Below are 18,856 nucleotides of genomic sequence, written 5' to 3' on the forward strand. Positions count from 1 at the left end.
CGTCAATCATCATTTTGATCGCTTTTTTCCGATAAATCGGTTTTTGGACGATAATAAGCCTGATTATCAGCAGCAAAAATCTTTTCCGAAAAATTACCAGCCGAAGTCTTGTTAACGGCGGTTGTGATTAATTGAATATGTGAGTCAAGATCGTCTAATTTAGATAAAACAAAGGCTTCTAATTCTCTTGGCTGAATTGGAGAACCAAATTCCAGTTTATTGTGATGACTCAAAATCAAGTGTCTCAACAAAAGCATATCCTCGGAATTCAAATCAAAGCCAAGTTCTTCTGCAGCCTGAACGATAATTTCATCGCCAATTACAATGTGTCCGAGCAACTGTCCTTCAGTTGTATATTCTGTCCCAACAGGTCCAGAAAGCTCTTTTGTCTTGCCAATATCATGCAATAAAGCACCAGCCAATAATAAAGAACGATTAATTTGAGGATATAAATCAGAAACAGCCAAGGCTAGCTTGGCAATTGAAAGTGAATGAAACGCCAGTCCACCGCGATAAGCATGGTGAATTTTTTCAGCAGCCGGGTATTCATAATATTTGTCAGCATATTTATTTAAAATATTGCGAACAACCCGATTCCAAGTCGGATTGGTAATTTGAAACAAAAGATCGTTAATTTGCGATTGAAGTTCTTTTTTCGAAACTGGCGAACTAATTTCATACAAAGAAGGGTCACTGGGTTCAGTTTCATTGGCCAATCTGATTTCTTGAATCTTCAACTGTGGCTTGGATTGATACTCATCTTGTAGAACATTTAAATAAACAACTTTTCCAGGCACGTAATTGGCAACGTCTTCCTCACTTGCGTCCCAGAGATTAGCTTGAATCTCACCAGATCGGTCCGTTAAAGTCAAACGAATATATGGGGAACTTTTGCTAGTCATTCGTTTTTCAGCCGATTTGATCAAAAGATAAATACTATAATTTTCACCTTTTTTATGTTCGTTAAGCATTGGCAGCCTCCCCTAGATTAATAATATTGCTTTGCGAGAAATTTTGGTCCGGATTAGCTGTAAAGTAGATGATCTGATATTTTTCAGCCAAACGGTGCAAGATATTGTCCATGATACTTTTTCGTTCAACGTCAAAATTGACAAAACTATCATCTATCAAAAAAGGCAAGGAGTTTTTTTCGGCAACTGATTCGGCAAAGGCCAAACGCAAAGAAACATACAGTTGCTCGGAACTGCCCTTGGAAAGTTCATAAGAATAAAACTTTTCGTTCTGTTGATTTGCCACTAGCAAAGAATTAACGCCAAAAATAATACTTACATATTTATTTTCGGTTAATTCGGCAAAATATTGTTCTGCTCTGGATCTGATCTCCGGCATACGTTTATGGCTAATCTGATAAAGACTTTCATTAATCCAGCTGAAAGCTAACTTATTAGCAAAATACTCAGTTAAATCGTTATTTATGTCTGTTTCCAAATCCGATTGCTGTTGCAATTTAGTCTGATAGTCTGTATCGGAGCTGGCATTCAACAAAGTCGCATTCAAATTCAATAACTGCTGATTTTCCTGTTTGATTTCCCCTTCAATACTATCGATCCGAACTTTTAGGGCCTGTTTCTTTTTAGTGATTTCTTCAACTCCACCAAGTTCTTTAATTTGATTTTCTTTTTCCGGCGTTAAAAGCTGGTTAATACTCTCAAGCTGATTGAGTCTCTGTTTATTTTTAATCTTCTCAGCTTGAAGGTACTGGAAATTTTGATAATTATCGACCTTGAGATAATTAAAAATCTGTTGTTGCTCACTTTTTAAATTCTGCAAATGGCCAATTTGCTGCTGACGATTTTCGTCAACGAGTTTTTTTTGCTCTTTTGATAATATGGCCGACTGCCTTTCATCTCTAATTTCATTCAAAATTACCTGAATTTGATCAATTAAAGCATCATGGTCCTGTTTAGCAGATGGTAAAAATTCGCGAAGCGAGTTTGCTAACTTGAGAATCGAATTAATTTTAGAAAGATGCGACTGCTTTTCATTTTGTAGCTGTTGGAATTGATCGATTTTCTGGTGATATTCCTGCAAATGATTTTGCGAATCAATAATAGTATCCAAGCTCACTTGATTGGAGTAACCATATTGGGAAAGATTTATCGACTGTTTTTTTGGCCTTTCAAAAAATGACAACAAGCCGCCAATGAACAAAACTCCAGCACCGCAAATCCAAAAAGGATAAGGGAATGCAGGGGTCTGAAATCCTTTAACAATTCCAAAAACACCTAAAAGCATCAAAATAATTCCGATAATAAAAAATACAGTAATTGATCTGCTTGGCTGAATCGAAACTCCCTGCGGCAATGCTCTTGGAATTCGATCGCCGAATTTAGTTTTTAGATCATTTTGCAACTCGCTTAAGCGGCTTGAAATGTTCTTAATTTGATTATCATTCTGATCGAATAAATTATTTTCGGCAATCAAATTAGGAATCGACTTATCAAGTAAGTCAATATCGGTACGATTATTTTTATAAATCGTTAATAGTGGATTTTCAGCAATAATAGTCGATTTGTTTTCGCTTTTATCTAGATTTATTCCTTTAATTTGGCTTTGAAGTTTTTCAACCCGCTGCTCAATTTCGTCGGTTAAATTGCTGATTTGCTGATCAGAAAAGCGATCATTGGTCTTCGGCATCGAAATTCTTTCTTTTCGATTGAAAAGGCCCGATAATTCGATCAGTTTGGAGAATTCATCCATTTGTTTCTTTAAATTATGTAATTGAGAATCTAATTCGGCAATTCGTTTCAAAGTCGATTTTTTTTGTTGGGAGCTCTTGCGATAGTCACTTAACTGCCCACCCATTGAATTCAATTGGTTGGAGATCTGCTGGTGTTCGGCCAGCAACTGATTAATCGGCCGTTTAGAGGTTTTCGTGAGACCAAACATTACGCTGGCATTTTTATCCAATTCTTTACTAAGGGACTGCCACTGATCGGCATTGACTACAGAAAAACTAAGTAATCGATCAGAAAGTTCTTTGCCGGACAAACTTCTGATTTCATTTAACTGCTCTTGATCAAAGGAAAAAATATCTTCAAAACTGTCCTGACTAAAAGGTGACAATAATTTAGTTAGGAAGATTTCGGGATTATTGACGTGATTACCATTTTGATCGGTAATTTCAAGCTTTGACTGTGTTCGGCCGAGACGGGACACATCCCAAAGACTACCGTCCTGTTCAAAAACAAGGTCTCCACCGTATTGAGATCTATTCCGCGGCTCGTATAAATTACTACTTTGCCGTTTATTTTGAGCAAAACCAAATAAAATCCCCGTAATAAATTGACGAAGTGTTGATTTACCGGCTTCGTTTTGACCATAAATAACCTGCAAATCATTTTTGAAATCCAAGTTAAAGTCTGAAAATTTACCAAAACCGGAAATATGAATTCTCTTAATTTCCATCAACTTATCCTTTCTGAAATTATTTGTTCTGCTTTGGACATCAGTTTTGCCTGAACATTTGGATCAGTAAAATGCCGAATCACAAACTGCTGATTAGAATTGAAGGTTCTCAACAAAGCCTGATTAAAACTTTGTTCATCAAAAACATCATTTTTGGCTGCCTGCCAGTATCGTTCTTCCAACTGATTAAAATTATCTTTTTTTTGATCAACATTTAAATCCATTTTGATCAAAAACTGCTTTTCTCTAATGGTTTTTGAATTAACCAGATCCAAAAAACTTGTATCAGTAAGCTGATCAAGAATTTTTTCCGGAAGCGAAGCCGATAAATTAACTCGAATCGCATTTAGACTCATTTTTTTATGATTAAAACTTAATAATTCTTGAACAATTAAATCGGAAATATTTGAAATCGCGCTCTGGTCGTTAATTGATAACTCAAAACTATCAAATACAAAACTGCTGCAAGGAACAAATTCCGCTGTCAAACCGCCCTGATCATTTTCATCACTGACAAAATAAACACCTTTTTCACCCGTTTCAGTCAGATCAAGGCCCTGGGGATCGCCAGAATAAACAATTGCTGGATTTTTTGAAAGTACTTGCCGAACATGAATGTGCCCTAAAGCCCAGTAATCGTAATTTAAAGCCTGCAAATCACCAACCGAAAAAGGCGCGTAATTATTTGCCGATGAATTTCCTTGGCTCCCGTGATACATGCCGATTTGGTATGTGGCAGATTGATCGCGGCTTGGATATAAAGGTACAAGACTTTCCCGTGGGTTGCGAACAACAAAACTTGTACCGGTTATCGCAACTCGCTTGCCATCCCATGAATCATGAAAAAAAGTTTTTGCTTTAGATTTTGGAAAAGCATGGACATTTTCAGGCCAGATAAAATCATTTTCGACATCCGATTGAAAATCATGATTACCAAAAGATATGAAGGCTTCAATTCCGGCTTCTTTTAAATTTTGAAATTGTTGATTCAAAAAATTATAAAGATAAGCGCTTTGTTGACTAGAATCGAAAAGATCACCCGGAAAAAGAACGAAATCAACATGTCGATCTACGGCTAATTTGATAACGTTGGAAAAAGCTGTAAAAGTTGCTAAAGCAATTTGTTTTTTTACTTCCTCCGGAAGATTTATTTTACGATCAATTCCACTGATCGGATTGCCTAAATGAATATCTGCTGCGTGAATAAATTTCATTTTTCCTCGATTATAAAAACCGGACATGCCGGATTTGAATTTCTTTTAATTATTCAAATAAAGCTCATTAAGCGGCGCAGTGATAATTTCATTAACTTCGCCAAGCATATTATTTAAATTTTGTTCAACAACACTTAAATCTTTAATTGGTTTAAGTTGCTGAGCTTTTTGAGCGGTGGTTTGCCAACGCTGAATTTGTTCCGGCTTTGGTTCCTCACCCTTAGATTGAAGTTCTTGAATTTCTTTTTGAGCCACTTGAAAATCATGAAAAGCACTGTTGGCCTCCTGATCGGCTCTCACTTTTGCCAAAGCTGTCGAAAGCTGTTTAAACTCATCTGAATCCTGTAATTCTCTTGCCATTAATTTAGCTTGATCAAATAATGTTGCCATATTATCTCCTGTCTCATCAATTTTATCAAAGCATCGACACGATTACTGTTTTAAATGTTCCTGAATGAAATTAGACAAGCTATTCCAAGCATCAGAAATCTTATCTTTGATCCCGGCGAATTGGTTGCTGATATTTTTGCCTGTTTTCCCAGAGTTATTAAATAAATTTTTCAATTTATCAAGCCAACTTGAACTACTTTCTTTTGTACTTGATTGACTGCCGAAGGCTGTCTGTGGAGAATTGGAAATTAATTGTTCGGTTTGAACCTTAAATAACGGGCCTAACGATTCGCTCAGATAGGTTGGCAATGTTTTACCAGTCGTTGAAACATCATAACCCTGCCAGGAAGCAACTACCAGATCAGGTGTATAAGCAATTGCCCATAAATCTTTTGAGGCATACTGGATACTTGTATTATCGACATCTTGTGTTGTTCCGGTTTTGCCGGCAACTTTGTAACCGCTTGGTGCTGCCGCGGCTCCCGTTCCGTCTTTATAAACGCCGAACATCATAGTAGTCATTTCATTTGCGACTTTTTTTGAAATAACTTGTTTTTGTGTAACGTCGGGACGATTGACAATCACGCTACCAGTCGCATCAACAATTTTCGTAATGTAATGGGCAGCCGACATCTTCCCATTATTTGCAAAAGCTGTATAAGCCTGTGCCATTTCCTGGGGTGAAACGCCTTCTTTCATCCCACCAAGTGCCAATGCAAGATTTTCATCGGATTTTTCTACTGGGAGACCAAATTTTTTTGCATAATCGTAGCCTGTCTTAACACCAATCTTATCCAACAAATAGACAGCCGGAATATTATACGAATCCGCAATAGCGGTCGCCATATCAACTTTGCCTGATTCATATCCCAAAGCATTTGTTGGACGATAGTTTCCGGAAAAAGTTATCGGCGTATTCGGAAAAGTACTTGTACTACTATATCCTCGGCTTAAAGCAGGTGCATAAACGACCAGAGGCTTGATTAAAGAACCAGGAGAACGTCTAGCCTGAATTGCTCGATTGAAGCCTCGGAAAACATGTTTCCCACGGCCGCCGATTACAGCCAATACGCCACCGGTTCTGGCGTTTAAAGCAATTGAAGCGGATTGGTCATCTTCGACTGGAAAAAGATATTTATTGCTGTAATCTTCCTGCAAATCTTTTTGGTCTTCCTGATCAAGTGTGGTGTAGATTTTATAGCCACGGTTCATAATTTCTGTTTCGGTCAAATGATACTTGCTGATTGCCTCATCGATTACGGCATCAAAAAACCAAGGATATTGATAATTTGTTTTTTGACTTACATTGGGTGTCTTCGCGACTACTTTCGTTTTCTCGATAGCGGTGGCTTTTTTTTGACTAAGCTTATCGTTTGAAACCATGTTCTGCAAGACTGTATTTCGTCTCGAGGTTGCATACTTCAAATACTTTGTTGGATCGTAAAGAGTTGGATTAGCCAGCATTCCGGCAATCGAAGCTGCCTGAGAAACAGAAAGGTTAGCGGCCGAAACACCAAAATATCCCTCGGCAGCATCTTCGACACCATAAATATTATGGCCAAAATATGATGAATTAAGATACATTGAAAGAATTTTATTTTTAGAATAATTTTTTTCGATTTCAATCGATAAATAAAGTTCCTTAAACTTTCGCGTAAAAGTCTGTTCCTGACCAAGATAAGCATTTTTGGCTAGCTGTTGGGTTATCGTTGATCCACCACCGGAAATATAATTCCGACCGGTTATTTTGTTACGAACAAATAACCACAAAGCCCGGGCATATCCGCTAAAAGAAAAACCAAATTCATGATAAAAATTACGATCTTCAGTCGAAAGAACGGCCTTCCTCAAATTTGGAGAAATTTCTTTCAAACTGACCTGAGTTCCTTTTTGGTCAGCTAATTCACCGGCTTTTTTTCCACTTTTGTCATAAATAGTTGTTGGCTTGGCCAACTGCTGAGACAATTTGTCCACATCAGCCATTTGAGCCTGAACAATCAGATAAAATGATCCAACAAAAAAGACCACAAGGAAAAACAAAATAACCCAGCGGACTAGTTGGAATTTTTTAATGAAGAACTTAAATTTTTGATTCTTTTTAAACAAAATTACATTTGGTTAGGTGCAGAAACTCCTAATAAATTTAAACCACTCTTCAAAACGGAACATACGCCCTGGACTAAAGACAAACGCGATTGCATTTTTTCATTGTTAACAAGAATCTTGGTGTGTGCGTAATAAGAATTGAAATCACGAGCCAGACTCAATAAATATTTAGCAACAATACTTGGTTCCCGAAGCTGCCAAGCACGTTTAATCATTTCCGGATAAGCCGATAGTCTTGAAACAATCGGCCAGGCTTCTTCATCAACAAAAGTTACCCCAGTATTCAAAATGGCTTGCTGCCCGGATTTCCTCAAAATGCTCATTGCCCGAGCATGTGTATACTGCACATAAGGCCCAGTATCTCCCTCAAACTGAACGATTTTTTCTAAATTGAAATCGATCGATAGATTTCGATCCTTCTGTAAATCATTAAAAACAACCGCACCTGCACCAACTTCTTCGGCAACATGATCCGCATTTTCAAGTCCCGGATTTTTTTCAGAAATTTGTTCGGCAGCCAATTGACGAGCTGTATCCAAAACATCAACCAAAGGAACAATATTTCCTTTTCGAGTCGACATTTTTTTTCCGTTCATTGTAATCATTCCAAAACCAATATGTTCGATATCATCAGCCCAATCATCTCCGGCTAACTTCAGAATTGCTTTCATCTGATCGAAATGGTCCTTTTGTTCAGCGCCAACAACATACAGGGACTTAGCAAAGTCATACGCATCGTGACGATAAATAGCAGAGGCCAAATCTCGAGTAATGTATTGAGTCGCCCCGTCAGAACGTTTTATCATTGCTATTGGATAATTATCTTTTGGCAATAAATTAGGCAAATCAACTATTTCCGCCCCTTGAGACTCAGTTAACAAACCTTTGGAAGCAAGCATTTTCACAACCGGCTCCATCTTATCGTTATAAAAAGCTTCACCATTCATCGAGTCGAAACTAACTCCCAAACGATCGTAAACTTCCTGAAATTCCTTTAAAGAAACGCTTTTAAACCAATTCCACAGCTTAACAGCCTCTGGATCGCCGTCTTCTAATTTCTTAAACCAAGCCCGTCCAGAATCCTTTAAAGATTTATCTGTCTCCGATTCTTTGTTAATTTTGACATAAAGTTTAACTAATTCATCGACCGGATTTTTGTTGATTAGCTTATCATCGCCCCATAGTTTGTAAGCGGCAATCATTAAGCCAAATTGAGTTCCCCAGTCACCAAGAAAGTTTATTTTTATTGTTTGGTAACCATTTGCTTTGGCAATCTTGGAAATTGCTTCGCCAATTACGGTCGAACGTAAATGTCCCATACTCATAGGTTTGGCAATGTTGGGAGAAGACATATCAATAACAATTTTTTTACCGGCACCTTGGTTATTCCTGCCAAAATCATCATTCAGTAGAATTTCTTTCAATAATTGATTAGTAAACTCAACTCTTTGGATAAAAAAATTAACATAAGGCCCAACAGCTTTTACATTGGCAAAATTGGTTCGATCAATTTCATCGGCAATTTTCAAAGCAATTTTTTGAGGTGCCTCATGAAATTTAGCGGCTAAAGAAAAAGTCGGAAAGGCATAATCGCCCCTATTAAGATCCTTGGGTTTTTCAACCAATTTCTCAAGTTTGTCTAAATCAAAAGTATTTTCTAAAGTTTGATTAATTTTTTCTGCAATAATATGCGTAAAATTCATAAATCTAATTATACAGACCCTTCCGAATTAAAAAACCGCAATCGCGGTTGAAGTATTATTATTCATTATTTTCGATTACTTTTTATTGCCATCGCCATCTGCCGGCTTTGGTTTCGGTCCATGTTTGATAATTTCAACTGAATCCATCGGCACAACAGCTCGATGATTCATCTCCGTAACGGTTATCTGATCATCTTTTTGGTTATCGGTAATTTCGATTAAAAGCGAATTTTCATAAATTCTTTCAACCTGCCCGGTAATAGGGTGTTGCAAACCTCCGTAAGGCTCAGCCAACAAAACATCACCGATTCGAAACTTCGAATTTTGTTCAGCTAATTCATTTGGTTTAAGTGGCATATTTTCTCCTTAACCGTGCTATTCTATCAGACTTTCTCAATTTCGACTAAAAACTCTTCAGCAACCTTTTTATCTCCAAGATAAGGAACATCGACGTGATTTGTTTTTTGAAAGGCATCTTCCCCTTTGGCTGCCAGAACAACCAGGTCATTTATATTTGCTTTTTTAATTGCCTCCTGAATTGCTTTGCTGCGATCGAGTTCTTCGTGAAGTTCGACATTCGGATTGCTGATTGCTTTTCTAATCTGATTATTTATTTGATGTGGATCCTCGGTACCCGGATCATCAGTCGTTAGATATGCAACATCGACAAATTTACTTATAACTTCACCGAATTGAGAACGACGATCTTTGCCTTTATCTCCTGGAGATCCGAGAACAATGATAATTTTGCCTCCTTGATGCTGAGATTTCAAGAAAGTTAATAAAGTTGTGACAGCTTGACCGTTATGGGCGTAATCAACAATGATCAAACCATGCGATTTGGTCTTTATTTTCACCATTCGACCAGGGATTTGCAATTCTGCCAGTGCTTTTTTAGCTTTTTCCGGTTTAAAACCCATTTCGCGAACCATTGCAATTGCAACCGAAGCATTATAGATATTAAAAACACCAGGAATGTCCAATAAGAATTCTTGACTATTCCCTTTTTCTGTTAAATAGAAAATCGATTCGTCAAGGTCCGCTTTTTTAATATGGAAATTGACATCAGCTTTTTTATTTTCGGAAACAGAAACTGTTTTTGCTCCAAAAGATTTTGCATGATCAATAAATTCCTGTCCATGAGCATCATCGATATTCGAGACAAAAACGTCGGAATTCTCCGCAAGCATTTTTTTATGAGCCAAATAATCAGCAAAGGTTGGATGCTCATTAATACCAATATGGTCAGGACTAATATTTAAAAAGGCACCCACTTTAAAATGAATTCCAAAAACGCGATTTTTTAAATAGGACTGGGAACTGACTTCCATCACTAAGTACTTATTACCGTTATCGAGTGCTTTTTTCATATTGGAGAAAAGTTCATAAGACTCTGGGGTTGTCAATTCGCTTTTAAATTTAATTCCCCGACCTAAAAAGGTATCGATCGTTGAGAACATAGCAGTTTGATGGTTGGTCAGCCGATCTAAAAGACTATAGGCCATGTAAGTAGAACTCGTTTTTCCTTTTGTGCCCGTGATTCCGAGAATTTTCAACTTCTTTTCCGGATGGCCAAAAAATTCTGCAGACAGAACCGCCAAAGCAATTTGTGAATTAGAAACAATCCAATGCGGCAAATTCGGAATATTTATTTTTTCTTTCCGACTCGTCACAATGCCGGAAATTTTATCAAGTAAAGAAGCTGTTAAATATTCTATTTTAAAAGCGCCTTTTACGACGAAAAGTGTGTTCTTCTTTGTGACTTTACGAGAATCAAATTGTAAATCATCAAAGTGCCGCCTTATTTCGGAAGGTTTCTCCACTAGAATACCCGCTTCATTCAGCGATTCAGTAACAATTTCATTTGTAAAATCTTCTCTCATACCTTAAATATTGTAGCGGTTTTAATAAGTGAGAAACTAATAATTAACAATGCGTAAAATATGGAAACGAAGAAAAATACCGTCCAAAAGATTATCGATGATGTTCAATATCGAAACTGGTGTATTTTTCAATTGCATCAAGAGCCTGCAAGTAACGCGCATAATATCCGGCCGGATCGTCAGTCTGGTTCTTTGCATTTAAAACAACCATTTTATCGGAAAAACCATAAAAATCGATTAAACGGATTAATTCCTGATAATAAGCAACTGGATCAATTGCTGCTCCGGTGAAACGAATAACCTTTCTTCTCGGATCGCTGAAAGGTGGAATCACAAGAATTAAATCGAATTCCTCAGCCGAAATAATTGTATTATACAAATGTTTTAGCTGCAGCCGCTCATCCTGATTTAATAATAAATTCGAATAAGCTTGAAGGCTGATGGCATCCCCATTAAAAATTGCCAAACCATTATTTGCTGGTGAATTGATTTCCAATGAATTAGCCTGATACTGACCTTGAATGATATTCGAATAGTCCTTAATGTCCATTTCCGAATCAGCAACATTCGATTCTTCCTGATAAATCGCCGCAAAGTCATCTGAAAAAGGCGAATTGGCAGAACGGGCCAATCGTCTAATCAAGGTTGATTTCCCAGAATTGGAAGATCCCATTACAACAACTTTTTGGACAAAATGGCGACGAAAAACACGATTGATATAATCCCAGTATTTTAAAGGCTCTTTTCTTATTTTAGTTGCCGAAATATTTAAAATTGTGCGATCCATTAAAGAAACGCGAAATTGAGGGTTATCCCCTAGTCGCTTTTCTATCTCCTTTTTATAATCCGGTTCACCGGTATAAAAAGTAATTTTCGCATTTTTGTTAACGATATTCCGTTTAATAATTCCTAATAATTTATCCAGCCAAACGTCCCAGCCGTCAGGCATCTTTGGAATCCCATCTTCATTTAAATAATCAACTTTAATCTGCCATTCGTCGGCAAAAGCCTGTCGTAAATAACGGAAACGTTTCCGCAACGGCAGGCCAATTTGTTCGCCCCGATCGCCGGTGTATCCCGAAGTTACAACGAGTACGCCATCATTTAAAGCAGCCGCTTTGTATATTTCAGCTTGATGACCAACGTGTAAGGGCGCGAATGTACCGAAAAAGACGCCTATTCGCTCCCCGGCAAGATTTTCTTTTGTCAAATTTGTCACATAATTCATCACAAATATATTAACATTCGATTTTTGTCGATTTTTCCTTTCGTATAATGTAAACATGTCTAATTTTATACTTCCATTAAATAAAACCGTTGATAATCTAAGAAGAGACCCGATTCTTGATTTTCAAGCCAAAATTAGGAATATCGACGATTTGATTCAGTTGACATTCGGTGAACCTGGATTTACCGTAGATGATCGAATCAAGGCGGTCGCTAAAGTTTCAATCGACCATGATCGAAGTCATTATGCAAATTCACAGGGAGAAATCAATCTACGTCGTGCTGCTGTCTCCTATTTCAATCGCCATTTTCAGTTGAATCTTAAAGGGGTTAATGACGTCTTGGTAACTCAAGGCGTCAGTGAAGCAATCAATGTTGTTTTCATGACAATTCTGGAACGTGGAGACGGAGTAATAATTCCCGAACCAAGTTACTCACCGTATTCAACCAGTCTAGCTTTGGCGGGAGGAGTAAAAGTGCCACTTGATACTTGCGAACACAATTTCAAAATTACTCCTGAATTGATCGAGAAAACAATTGATAACGCAAATATACCAGTCAAAGCAATTTTAATAAATTATCCAGCCAATCCAACGGGGGTGACCTATTCAAAAGAAGAACTACTGGCGATTGCAGATACCTTGAAAAAACATAAAATCTGGGTTATTTCCGACGAAATATATGCTGCATTGACATATTCAGGTGAACATACTTCGTTATATAAAATCATTCCGGAACAATCGATCTTATTGACTGGATTATCGAAGTCTCATGCAATGACCGGTTACAGAATCGGTTTTATCTTTGCAAGCAGCGAATTGATCGAGAAAATGCTAACAGTACACGAAGCTCTGGCCTTTGCCGTTTCAACTCTAAGCCAGGACGCTGCTTTTGCCGCCTTGACAGTTGGCGAAGATGTGCCAGAATACGCTTTAAAAGCATATCGTAAACGACGTGATCGTCTGCTAAAAAAATTGACTGAACTGGGTTTTGAATCAGTTAATCCGCAAGGTGCTTTTTATGTTTTTACCAAAATTCCGAAAAGTTTCGGCAACAATGGTTATAAATTTGCCGTTGATTTGGCGAACAATGCCAAAGTTGCTGTCCTGCCGGGAGAAGCCTTTAGCAAAAATGCAAAAAATTATATCAGAATTTCCTACGCAAGTTCCGATTCGGATTTAGATGAAGCTTTAAGGAGAATGACAAACTATATAGAAAAGGGAACAAAATATGAATAAAGCGACCCATCCTTTAAGTGACAGAATTAAAAACATTCCCCATGATCCAATGCTCGACTTTTTGGATAAAGTTGAACAAAGCGATGATTTAGTGGACCTTGGTTTTGGCGATCCGGATTTCGCTGTCAGCAAAAAAACAAAAGAAGCTTTTAAAACAGCAATTGACGCGGATCGTTCACACTATGCCGATGGTCAGGGAATCCTTGAATTAAGAGAAGCCGCTAAAGGTTTTTATAATAAAAAATACGATTGCCGAATTGAGAGTGCTAATGATGTTCTCGTAACCGTCGGTGCTGCCGAAGGAATTAATCTGGCCTTATTAGCTCTTGCGAATCCCGGTGACGGAGTGATGATTGTTGAACCTGAATATTCGCAATATTCAACAGCTTCGTGCTTGGCAAGAGCCGCTAAAATTCCGATCGATACCAAGCAAACCGCTTTTAAACTGACACCTGAATTGATCAAAAATGCTTATAACGATGCCATAAGTAAGGGAATCAATCCAATTGCAATTGTTATTAATTATCCAAATAATCCCACTGGGATAACCTATAACCGGTCTGAATTAAATGCTCTGGCAAATGTTTTTAGAGAATTGAAAATCTGGGTTCTCAGCGATGAAATTTATGCCGAACAAACCTATATCGGAAATCACGTGTCCCTCTATTCGATTTTACCCGAACAAACCATCCTAATTACCGGTTTATCAAAATCCCATTCAATGACTGGATATCGATTAGGTTTCGTAATCTCTCATGGGCAAGTAATGAAAGCTATGCGCAAAATACATGATACCCTTCTAACCTGCGTTGCAACTCCAATACAGGATGCAGCGGCTTTTGCATTAAAAAATGATCCAGATGCCGGCGTAAAAACACGCTCTACATATCTTGAGCGTGTTACAAAAGTTACCAATGCTTTAAATGCACTTGGATTTCAAGTAAAACTTCCTCAGGGTGCTTTTTATGTTTGGGCAAAAATTCCAGATAAATTTGGTGATGATGCCGACAATTTTTGTCTTGATTTAGCCCAAAGAGCCCGGGTGCAAATTTTCCCTGGTTCGATTTTTTCAGATACGGCAAAAAACTACGTCAGAATTTCTTGCGCAGGAAGTGATGCTCGTCTGGATTCAGCCCTAAGAAGAATAACCGACTATTTACAGAATTGCTGAGCGTCAATGTTAAAATTGACTTAGTGGAGGAATTTATGTCGATCTGGTTAATTATTATTTTGCTCCTAATAATTCTGCTGGCTCTTTACACAGCTGTGACCTATAACGGACTCGTCAAAGGAAAAAGCAGCGTATTAGAGGCAGGCTCGGCAATCGATGCGCAGTTAAAACATAGAAACGACTTAATTCCTAATTTAGTTGAAACGGTTAATAAATTTGCATCAAATGAAAAAGATGTTTTAGGAGATGTTGTTAAAAGTCGAGATATTAGCCAAGCCACTTTAGACAGTAATGCTGATCTGAATGAAAAGATGGCGGCCTCGGATAATTTGACAAGTGCATTAAACCGTTTAATTACTGCTACCGAAGCTTATCCGGATTTAAAGGGCAACGTTGATTTCGACAAATTGATGAAAGACCTATCAAATACCGAAGATAAAATCTCTTATACTCGCCAAATGTTCAAATCGACTTCTAATAATTTTAATAACAGCCTCCGGCAATTTCCAGCAAGTATAGTCGCACAAAGTTTTAAATTCAGCCCTTTTGAATCGTTAAAAACCGAAGAAGAGAAAAAAACTGCTCCGAAAGCTAATTTTAAGGCCTGAATAAAAACGTGAAAAATGCCCTTTGATTTTTAATCGTTTTTATAAAGGCTTTTTATTTCTCGATAAATATCAATATTATCGACTTTTTATACATACAATTAGACTTGTGAAAAAGATAGAATTTTTCAAACATTTTCTCCCATTTTTACAAATATGATTCTTATTCAAACAGCCTATTTTTTTGAGATATAATGAAAATGTAATTGTGAAAAATCTATCAGATATAATTTCACAATTCTCAATTTGAAAGGAAATTTATGACTCAAGCAGATTTTGGTGTTGTTGGGATGGCCGTTATGGGCCGAAACCTAGCATTAAATGTTGAAAGCCGCGGATATACTGTGGCAATCTTTAATCGTTCTCGTTCAAAGACGGACGATGTTATGGCAAAACATTCCGATAAGAAGTTAATCCCTTCTTTTACGATTGAAGACTTCGTTAAGTCGATCGCTAAACCACGTCGGATTATGTTGATGGTTAAAGCTGGTGCCGGTACCGACGCTGTTATTAACGAATTGATCCCACTTTTGGATAAGGGTGATATCCTGATCGATGGTGGAAATACCTTCTTTAAAGATACAATTGCCAGAAATGCACGTTTGGCAGATTCCGGCATCAATTTTATCGGAACAGGTGTTTCCGGTGGAGAACTAGGTGCCCTAAAAGGACCATCACTGATGCCTGGTGGCCAAAAAGAAGCTTACGAACTTGTTCGTCCAATTTTTGAACAAATTGCCGCTAAGGCTACTCAAGATGGTAAGCCATGTGTTACCTTCTGTGGTGAAAACGGTGCTGGCCACTACGTAAAAATGGTTCACAATGGTATCGAATACGGTGACGAAGAATTAATTGATGAAACCTATAACATTATGAGAAACGTGCTCGGACTTTCGGTTGACGAAATGGCCGACATCTTTAAAGAATGGAATAAAGGCGAACTTGATTCATATTTGATTGAAATCACGGCTGATATTTTGACTCGTAAAGATGATCTTGGATCTGATAAACCAATTGTCGACATGATCTTGGATCGTGGAAACAATAAAGGAACCGGCCGTTGGTCTTCCGGAGATGCTCTAGAAGTTCAGGTTCCTCAATCAGTTATTACTGAAGCCGTATACGCTCGCTATATTTCTATGATGAAAGACGAACGTGTTGCCGCCTCTAAAGTTTTGAACGGACCGGCGAAAAAAGTTGAACTTCCCGAAGATAAAAAAGAACTAGTTGAAAAAATTCGTCAAGCTCTTTACTTCGCCAAGATCATGTCATATGCCCAAGGATTTGAGCAACTGCGTTTCGCAGCTAAACAGTATAATTGGGACTTTGATTATGGCAAGTTGGCTCAAATTTGGCGTGCTGGTTGCATCATTCGTGCTGGTTTCTTGCAAAATATTACCGATGCTTATGATAAAAAGCCTGATTTAACTAATTTGTTGATGGATGACTACTTCAAAGATATTGCTAATAAGTATCAAGAAGCCGTTCGTGATGTTGTTGCTCTAGCTGTTAAAGCCGGTGTTCCGGTCCCAGCTCTCTCAGCAGCGGTTATTTACTTTGATTCTTATCGTTCTGAAGTTTTGCCTGCTAATTTGCTGCAAGCACAACGTGATTACTTTGGTGCTCACACTTATCAACGTGTTGACAAGCCATTTGACCAAGCTTTCCATTACCCATGGTATGCTGAAGCTTAATTGAAATTGTCTAATTAAAAATCGGTTTTTAACGGCCGGTTTTTTGTTTGCAAAAAATTAAATTAAAGCGCCAATCGACCTATTTGATAAAAAAGCCGGTAGTATAATAAATCGTGCAACTCTAAACGAAAGGTTAATTTACATGAATAAAGTTTATTTTGCTTGTTCTTGGTTTAGCGATTCTCAGACCAATTATATGAATCAAGGAATCGAACTGATCAAACAGAACAAGACAGTCGACTGGAAATACGCTTTTTATCCCCTCGATCACCAATATAAAGGTTTTTCAATCCCTGATCATCCGGAACTTTTAGAGGACACCGAATGGCAACTGGGAACTTTTAATGGTGATATGAATGGCATTAATAGCAGCGATTTAATCGTGGCTATGTACTTACCTAACGAACCGGATGAAGGCATAGCTTGGGAATTGGGATATGCCTATGCGATCCACAAGCCGATGGTTTTAGTGGTTCCAAACGAAAAGAACAAGCCGGTGAATCTAATGCCGGCCATGGGCGCAACAAAAGTCATCACAATTGACGAATTAAAGGACTTTGACTTTAACAACGTTGTTTATACGCCTTATACCGGTCAAGTCTATTAGAATAGTAAGGCATCGCGATTAAAGCGGTGTTTTTTTATGGGTAAATATATTTTCATTGACCGAAAACAGTCTAGATATTATACTAATTCACGATAAGAATTAGCGTCAGGATTTTTAATTTAAAAATCCGAAACGAATTTGTGCCCGAAAGAAGAAAAAATGAATTTATCAATGGTTACCGATCTTTACGAATTATCAATGGCCAACGGTTATCAGCAGGCCCTCGAAAAAGAAGATGGTGTTTTCGATGTGTTTTTCCGCCACGTTCCCGATGACGGTAGTTTTGTGATCACGGCTGGACTGGCTCAAGCCATTCAAGCAGTTTCAGACTTTCATTTCGACGAAAAAGATTTAGCTTATTTAAAGAACCTTGATTTATTTACGGATAATTTTCTGAATTTTCTAAAAAAATTCAAATTCAGTGGAAATATTTCGGCAATTCCGGAAGGAACACCGGTTTTTCCAAGGGAACCACTATTAACTATCAGCGGTCCCTTAATTGAAACTCAACTTTTTGAAACAATTTTGCTAAATATAGTGAACCACCAGTCTCTAATAGCTACCAAGGCTCGGAGAATCTGTTATGCAGCCCAAGGAATGCCGATTATGGAATTCGGCGCCCGAAGGGCTCAAGGACCCTCAGCAGCAACCTTAGGGGCTCGTGCGGCAATTATTGGCGGATGCGCAAGCACCTCTAATTTATTGGCAGCTGAAAAATTTGGTTTAACCGTCGCCGGAACAATGGCTCATAGTTGGATTGAAGCTTTTCCCAATGAACTAAGCGCCTTTGAAAAATGGGCCGAATTATATCCCGATAATTCTTCCCTGCTTGTCGACACATATGATGTCGTCAGTTCGGGCGTGCCAAACGCAATTAAAGTATTTCAAAAACTTGAAGAAAAGGGCCACAAACCAATTGGTATCAGAATCGATTCAGGTGATATTGCCCATTTATCAAAACTAGCAAGAAAAATGCTCGACGATGCCGGTTTTTCCGAAGCTAAAATTACTGCTTCGAATGCCTTGGATGAAACAACGATCCAGTCATTATTGTTCAGCCAAGGGGCTCCAATTGATAACTTTGGAGTTGGAGAAGAACTAATAACCAGTGCCAGCGATCCTGTTTTGAGCGGTGTTTATAAATTAGTAGCAATTAAAAAAGAGGGTAAAATTATCCCGAAAATAAAAATAAGCGACAGTCGTGAGAAGGTCACTCTACCAGGAATCAAGCAACTTTATCGATTGTATAAAAAAGGAACCCGACAAGCGTTTGCCGACGTAATTGCTTTGAAAGAAGAACGCTTGTCAAAAAGAATGTTGGTTAAATCGGCAGATCCATTAGACACAAAACAAAATATTAATCTAATGGATTTTGATTTAGAAACATTGCAAACGAATATCTTTGAAAAAGGAAAAATTGTTTACAGCTCACCCACTGTACAGCAAATCAAAAAAGTATCTCAGCAGTCCCTTAGCGAACTGCCAGAAGAAACAAAAAGACTAAAGAATCCTAATAAATATCCTGTTTACATTACCGAGAAGCTTGCTAAATTACAGGATGAATTATTGAACGATCAAGAATATTGATC

General features: G+C 37.8%; 15 protein-coding genes. 6 read left to right on the forward strand and 9 right to left on the reverse strand.

Features of this window, described 5'->3' with window-relative positions:
* Window positions 1–2: 2 nt before the first annotated feature.
* From J3U91_RS05850 to J3U91_RS05890, 9 genes are all read right to left on the reverse strand, one after another.
* Window positions 3–971, reverse strand: a complete 969-nt coding sequence (locus tag J3U91_RS05850; RefSeq protein WP_002820556.1) for a 3'-5' exoribonuclease YhaM family protein — start codon at window positions 969–971, stop codon at window positions 3–5.
* Window positions 964–3,429, reverse strand: coding sequence for an ATP-binding protein (locus J3U91_RS05855; RefSeq protein ID WP_002820557.1), 2,466 nt, complete (start codon window positions 3,427–3,429; stop codon window positions 964–966). The genes J3U91_RS05850 and J3U91_RS05855 overlap by 8 nt, the downstream gene beginning before the upstream one ends.
* On the reverse strand, window positions 3,429–4,670 hold the full coding sequence (locus J3U91_RS05860; RefSeq protein ID WP_002820558.1) for a metallophosphoesterase family protein: 1,242 nt from the start codon (window positions 4,668–4,670) through the stop codon (window positions 3,429–3,431). Before J3U91_RS05860 ends, J3U91_RS05855 begins: the two co-directional genes overlap by 1 nt.
* A gap of 18 nt (window positions 4,671–4,688) precedes the next feature.
* On the reverse strand, window positions 4,689–5,033 hold the full coding sequence (locus J3U91_RS05865) for a YlbF family regulator (protein WP_002820559.1): 345 nt from the start codon (window positions 5,031–5,033) through the stop codon (window positions 4,689–4,691).
* 42 nt (window positions 5,034–5,075) lie between these two features.
* Window positions 5,076–7,139, reverse strand: coding sequence for a transglycosylase domain-containing protein (locus J3U91_RS05870; protein ID WP_002820560.1), 2,064 nt, complete (start codon window positions 7,137–7,139; stop codon window positions 5,076–5,078).
* A 2-nt stretch (window positions 7,140–7,141) separates the two neighbouring features.
* Complete coding sequence (gene argS, locus J3U91_RS05875; protein ID WP_002820561.1) at window positions 7,142–8,842, reverse strand: arginine--tRNA ligase; 1,701 nt, start codon at window positions 8,840–8,842, stop codon at window positions 7,142–7,144.
* A 75-nt stretch (window positions 8,843–8,917) separates the two neighbouring features.
* The gene (locus J3U91_RS05880; protein ID WP_002816692.1) at window positions 8,918–9,199 is read right to left on the reverse strand and encodes a hypothetical protein; all 282 of its coding nucleotides are present in this window, start codon (window positions 9,197–9,199) and stop codon (window positions 8,918–8,920) included.
* Window positions 9,200–9,225: 26 nt separating this feature from the next.
* Complete coding sequence (locus J3U91_RS05885) at window positions 9,226–10,725, reverse strand: Mur ligase family protein (RefSeq protein WP_002820562.1); 1,500 nt, start codon at window positions 10,723–10,725, stop codon at window positions 9,226–9,228.
* Between the two features lie 91 nt (window positions 10,726–10,816).
* A complete protein-coding gene (locus J3U91_RS05890) occupies window positions 10,817–12,010 on the reverse strand; it encodes an AAA family ATPase (protein WP_002820564.1) in 1,194 nt (397 codons plus the stop codon).
* On the opposite strand from J3U91_RS05890, the gene J3U91_RS05895 reads away from it, so the two are divergent.
* The 6 genes from J3U91_RS05895 to J3U91_RS05920 all read left to right on the forward strand — a co-directional run bounded on the left by J3U91_RS05895 (window position 12,009) and on the right by J3U91_RS05920 (window position 18,854).
* Window positions 12,009–13,190, forward strand: coding sequence for an aminotransferase class I/II-fold pyridoxal phosphate-dependent enzyme (locus J3U91_RS05895; RefSeq protein ID WP_002820565.1), 1,182 nt, complete (start codon window positions 12,009–12,011; stop codon window positions 13,188–13,190). The genes J3U91_RS05890 and J3U91_RS05895 overlap by 2 nt on opposite strands.
* A complete protein-coding gene (locus tag J3U91_RS05900) occupies window positions 13,183–14,361 on the forward strand; it encodes a pyridoxal phosphate-dependent aminotransferase (RefSeq protein ID WP_002820567.1) in 1,179 nt (392 codons plus the stop codon). Before J3U91_RS05895 ends, J3U91_RS05900 begins: the two co-directional genes overlap by 8 nt.
* Before the next feature lie 35 nt (window positions 14,362–14,396).
* Window positions 14,397–14,969, forward strand: a complete 573-nt coding sequence (locus J3U91_RS05905; protein WP_002820568.1) for a LemA family protein — start codon at window positions 14,397–14,399, stop codon at window positions 14,967–14,969.
* Window positions 14,970–15,226: 257 nt separating this feature from the next.
* On the forward strand, window positions 15,227–16,660 hold the full coding sequence (gene gndA, locus J3U91_RS05910; RefSeq protein WP_002816698.1) for an NADP-dependent phosphogluconate dehydrogenase: 1,434 nt from the start codon (window positions 15,227–15,229) through the stop codon (window positions 16,658–16,660).
* Window positions 16,661–16,802: 142 nt separating this feature from the next.
* Complete coding sequence (locus tag J3U91_RS05915) at window positions 16,803–17,267, forward strand: nucleoside 2-deoxyribosyltransferase (protein ID WP_002816702.1); 465 nt, start codon at window positions 16,803–16,805, stop codon at window positions 17,265–17,267.
* 159 nt (window positions 17,268–17,426) lie between these two features.
* The gene (locus J3U91_RS05920) at window positions 17,427–18,854 is read left to right on the forward strand and encodes a nicotinate phosphoribosyltransferase (RefSeq protein WP_002820569.1); all 1,428 of its coding nucleotides are present in this window, start codon (window positions 17,427–17,429) and stop codon (window positions 18,852–18,854) included.
* Window positions 18,855–18,856 lie beyond the last annotated feature (2 nt).

It is taken from the genome of Oenococcus oeni (genome assembly GCF_020510245.1).
GTDB lineage: Bacteria > Bacillota > Bacilli > Lactobacillales > Lactobacillaceae > Oenococcus > Oenococcus oeni.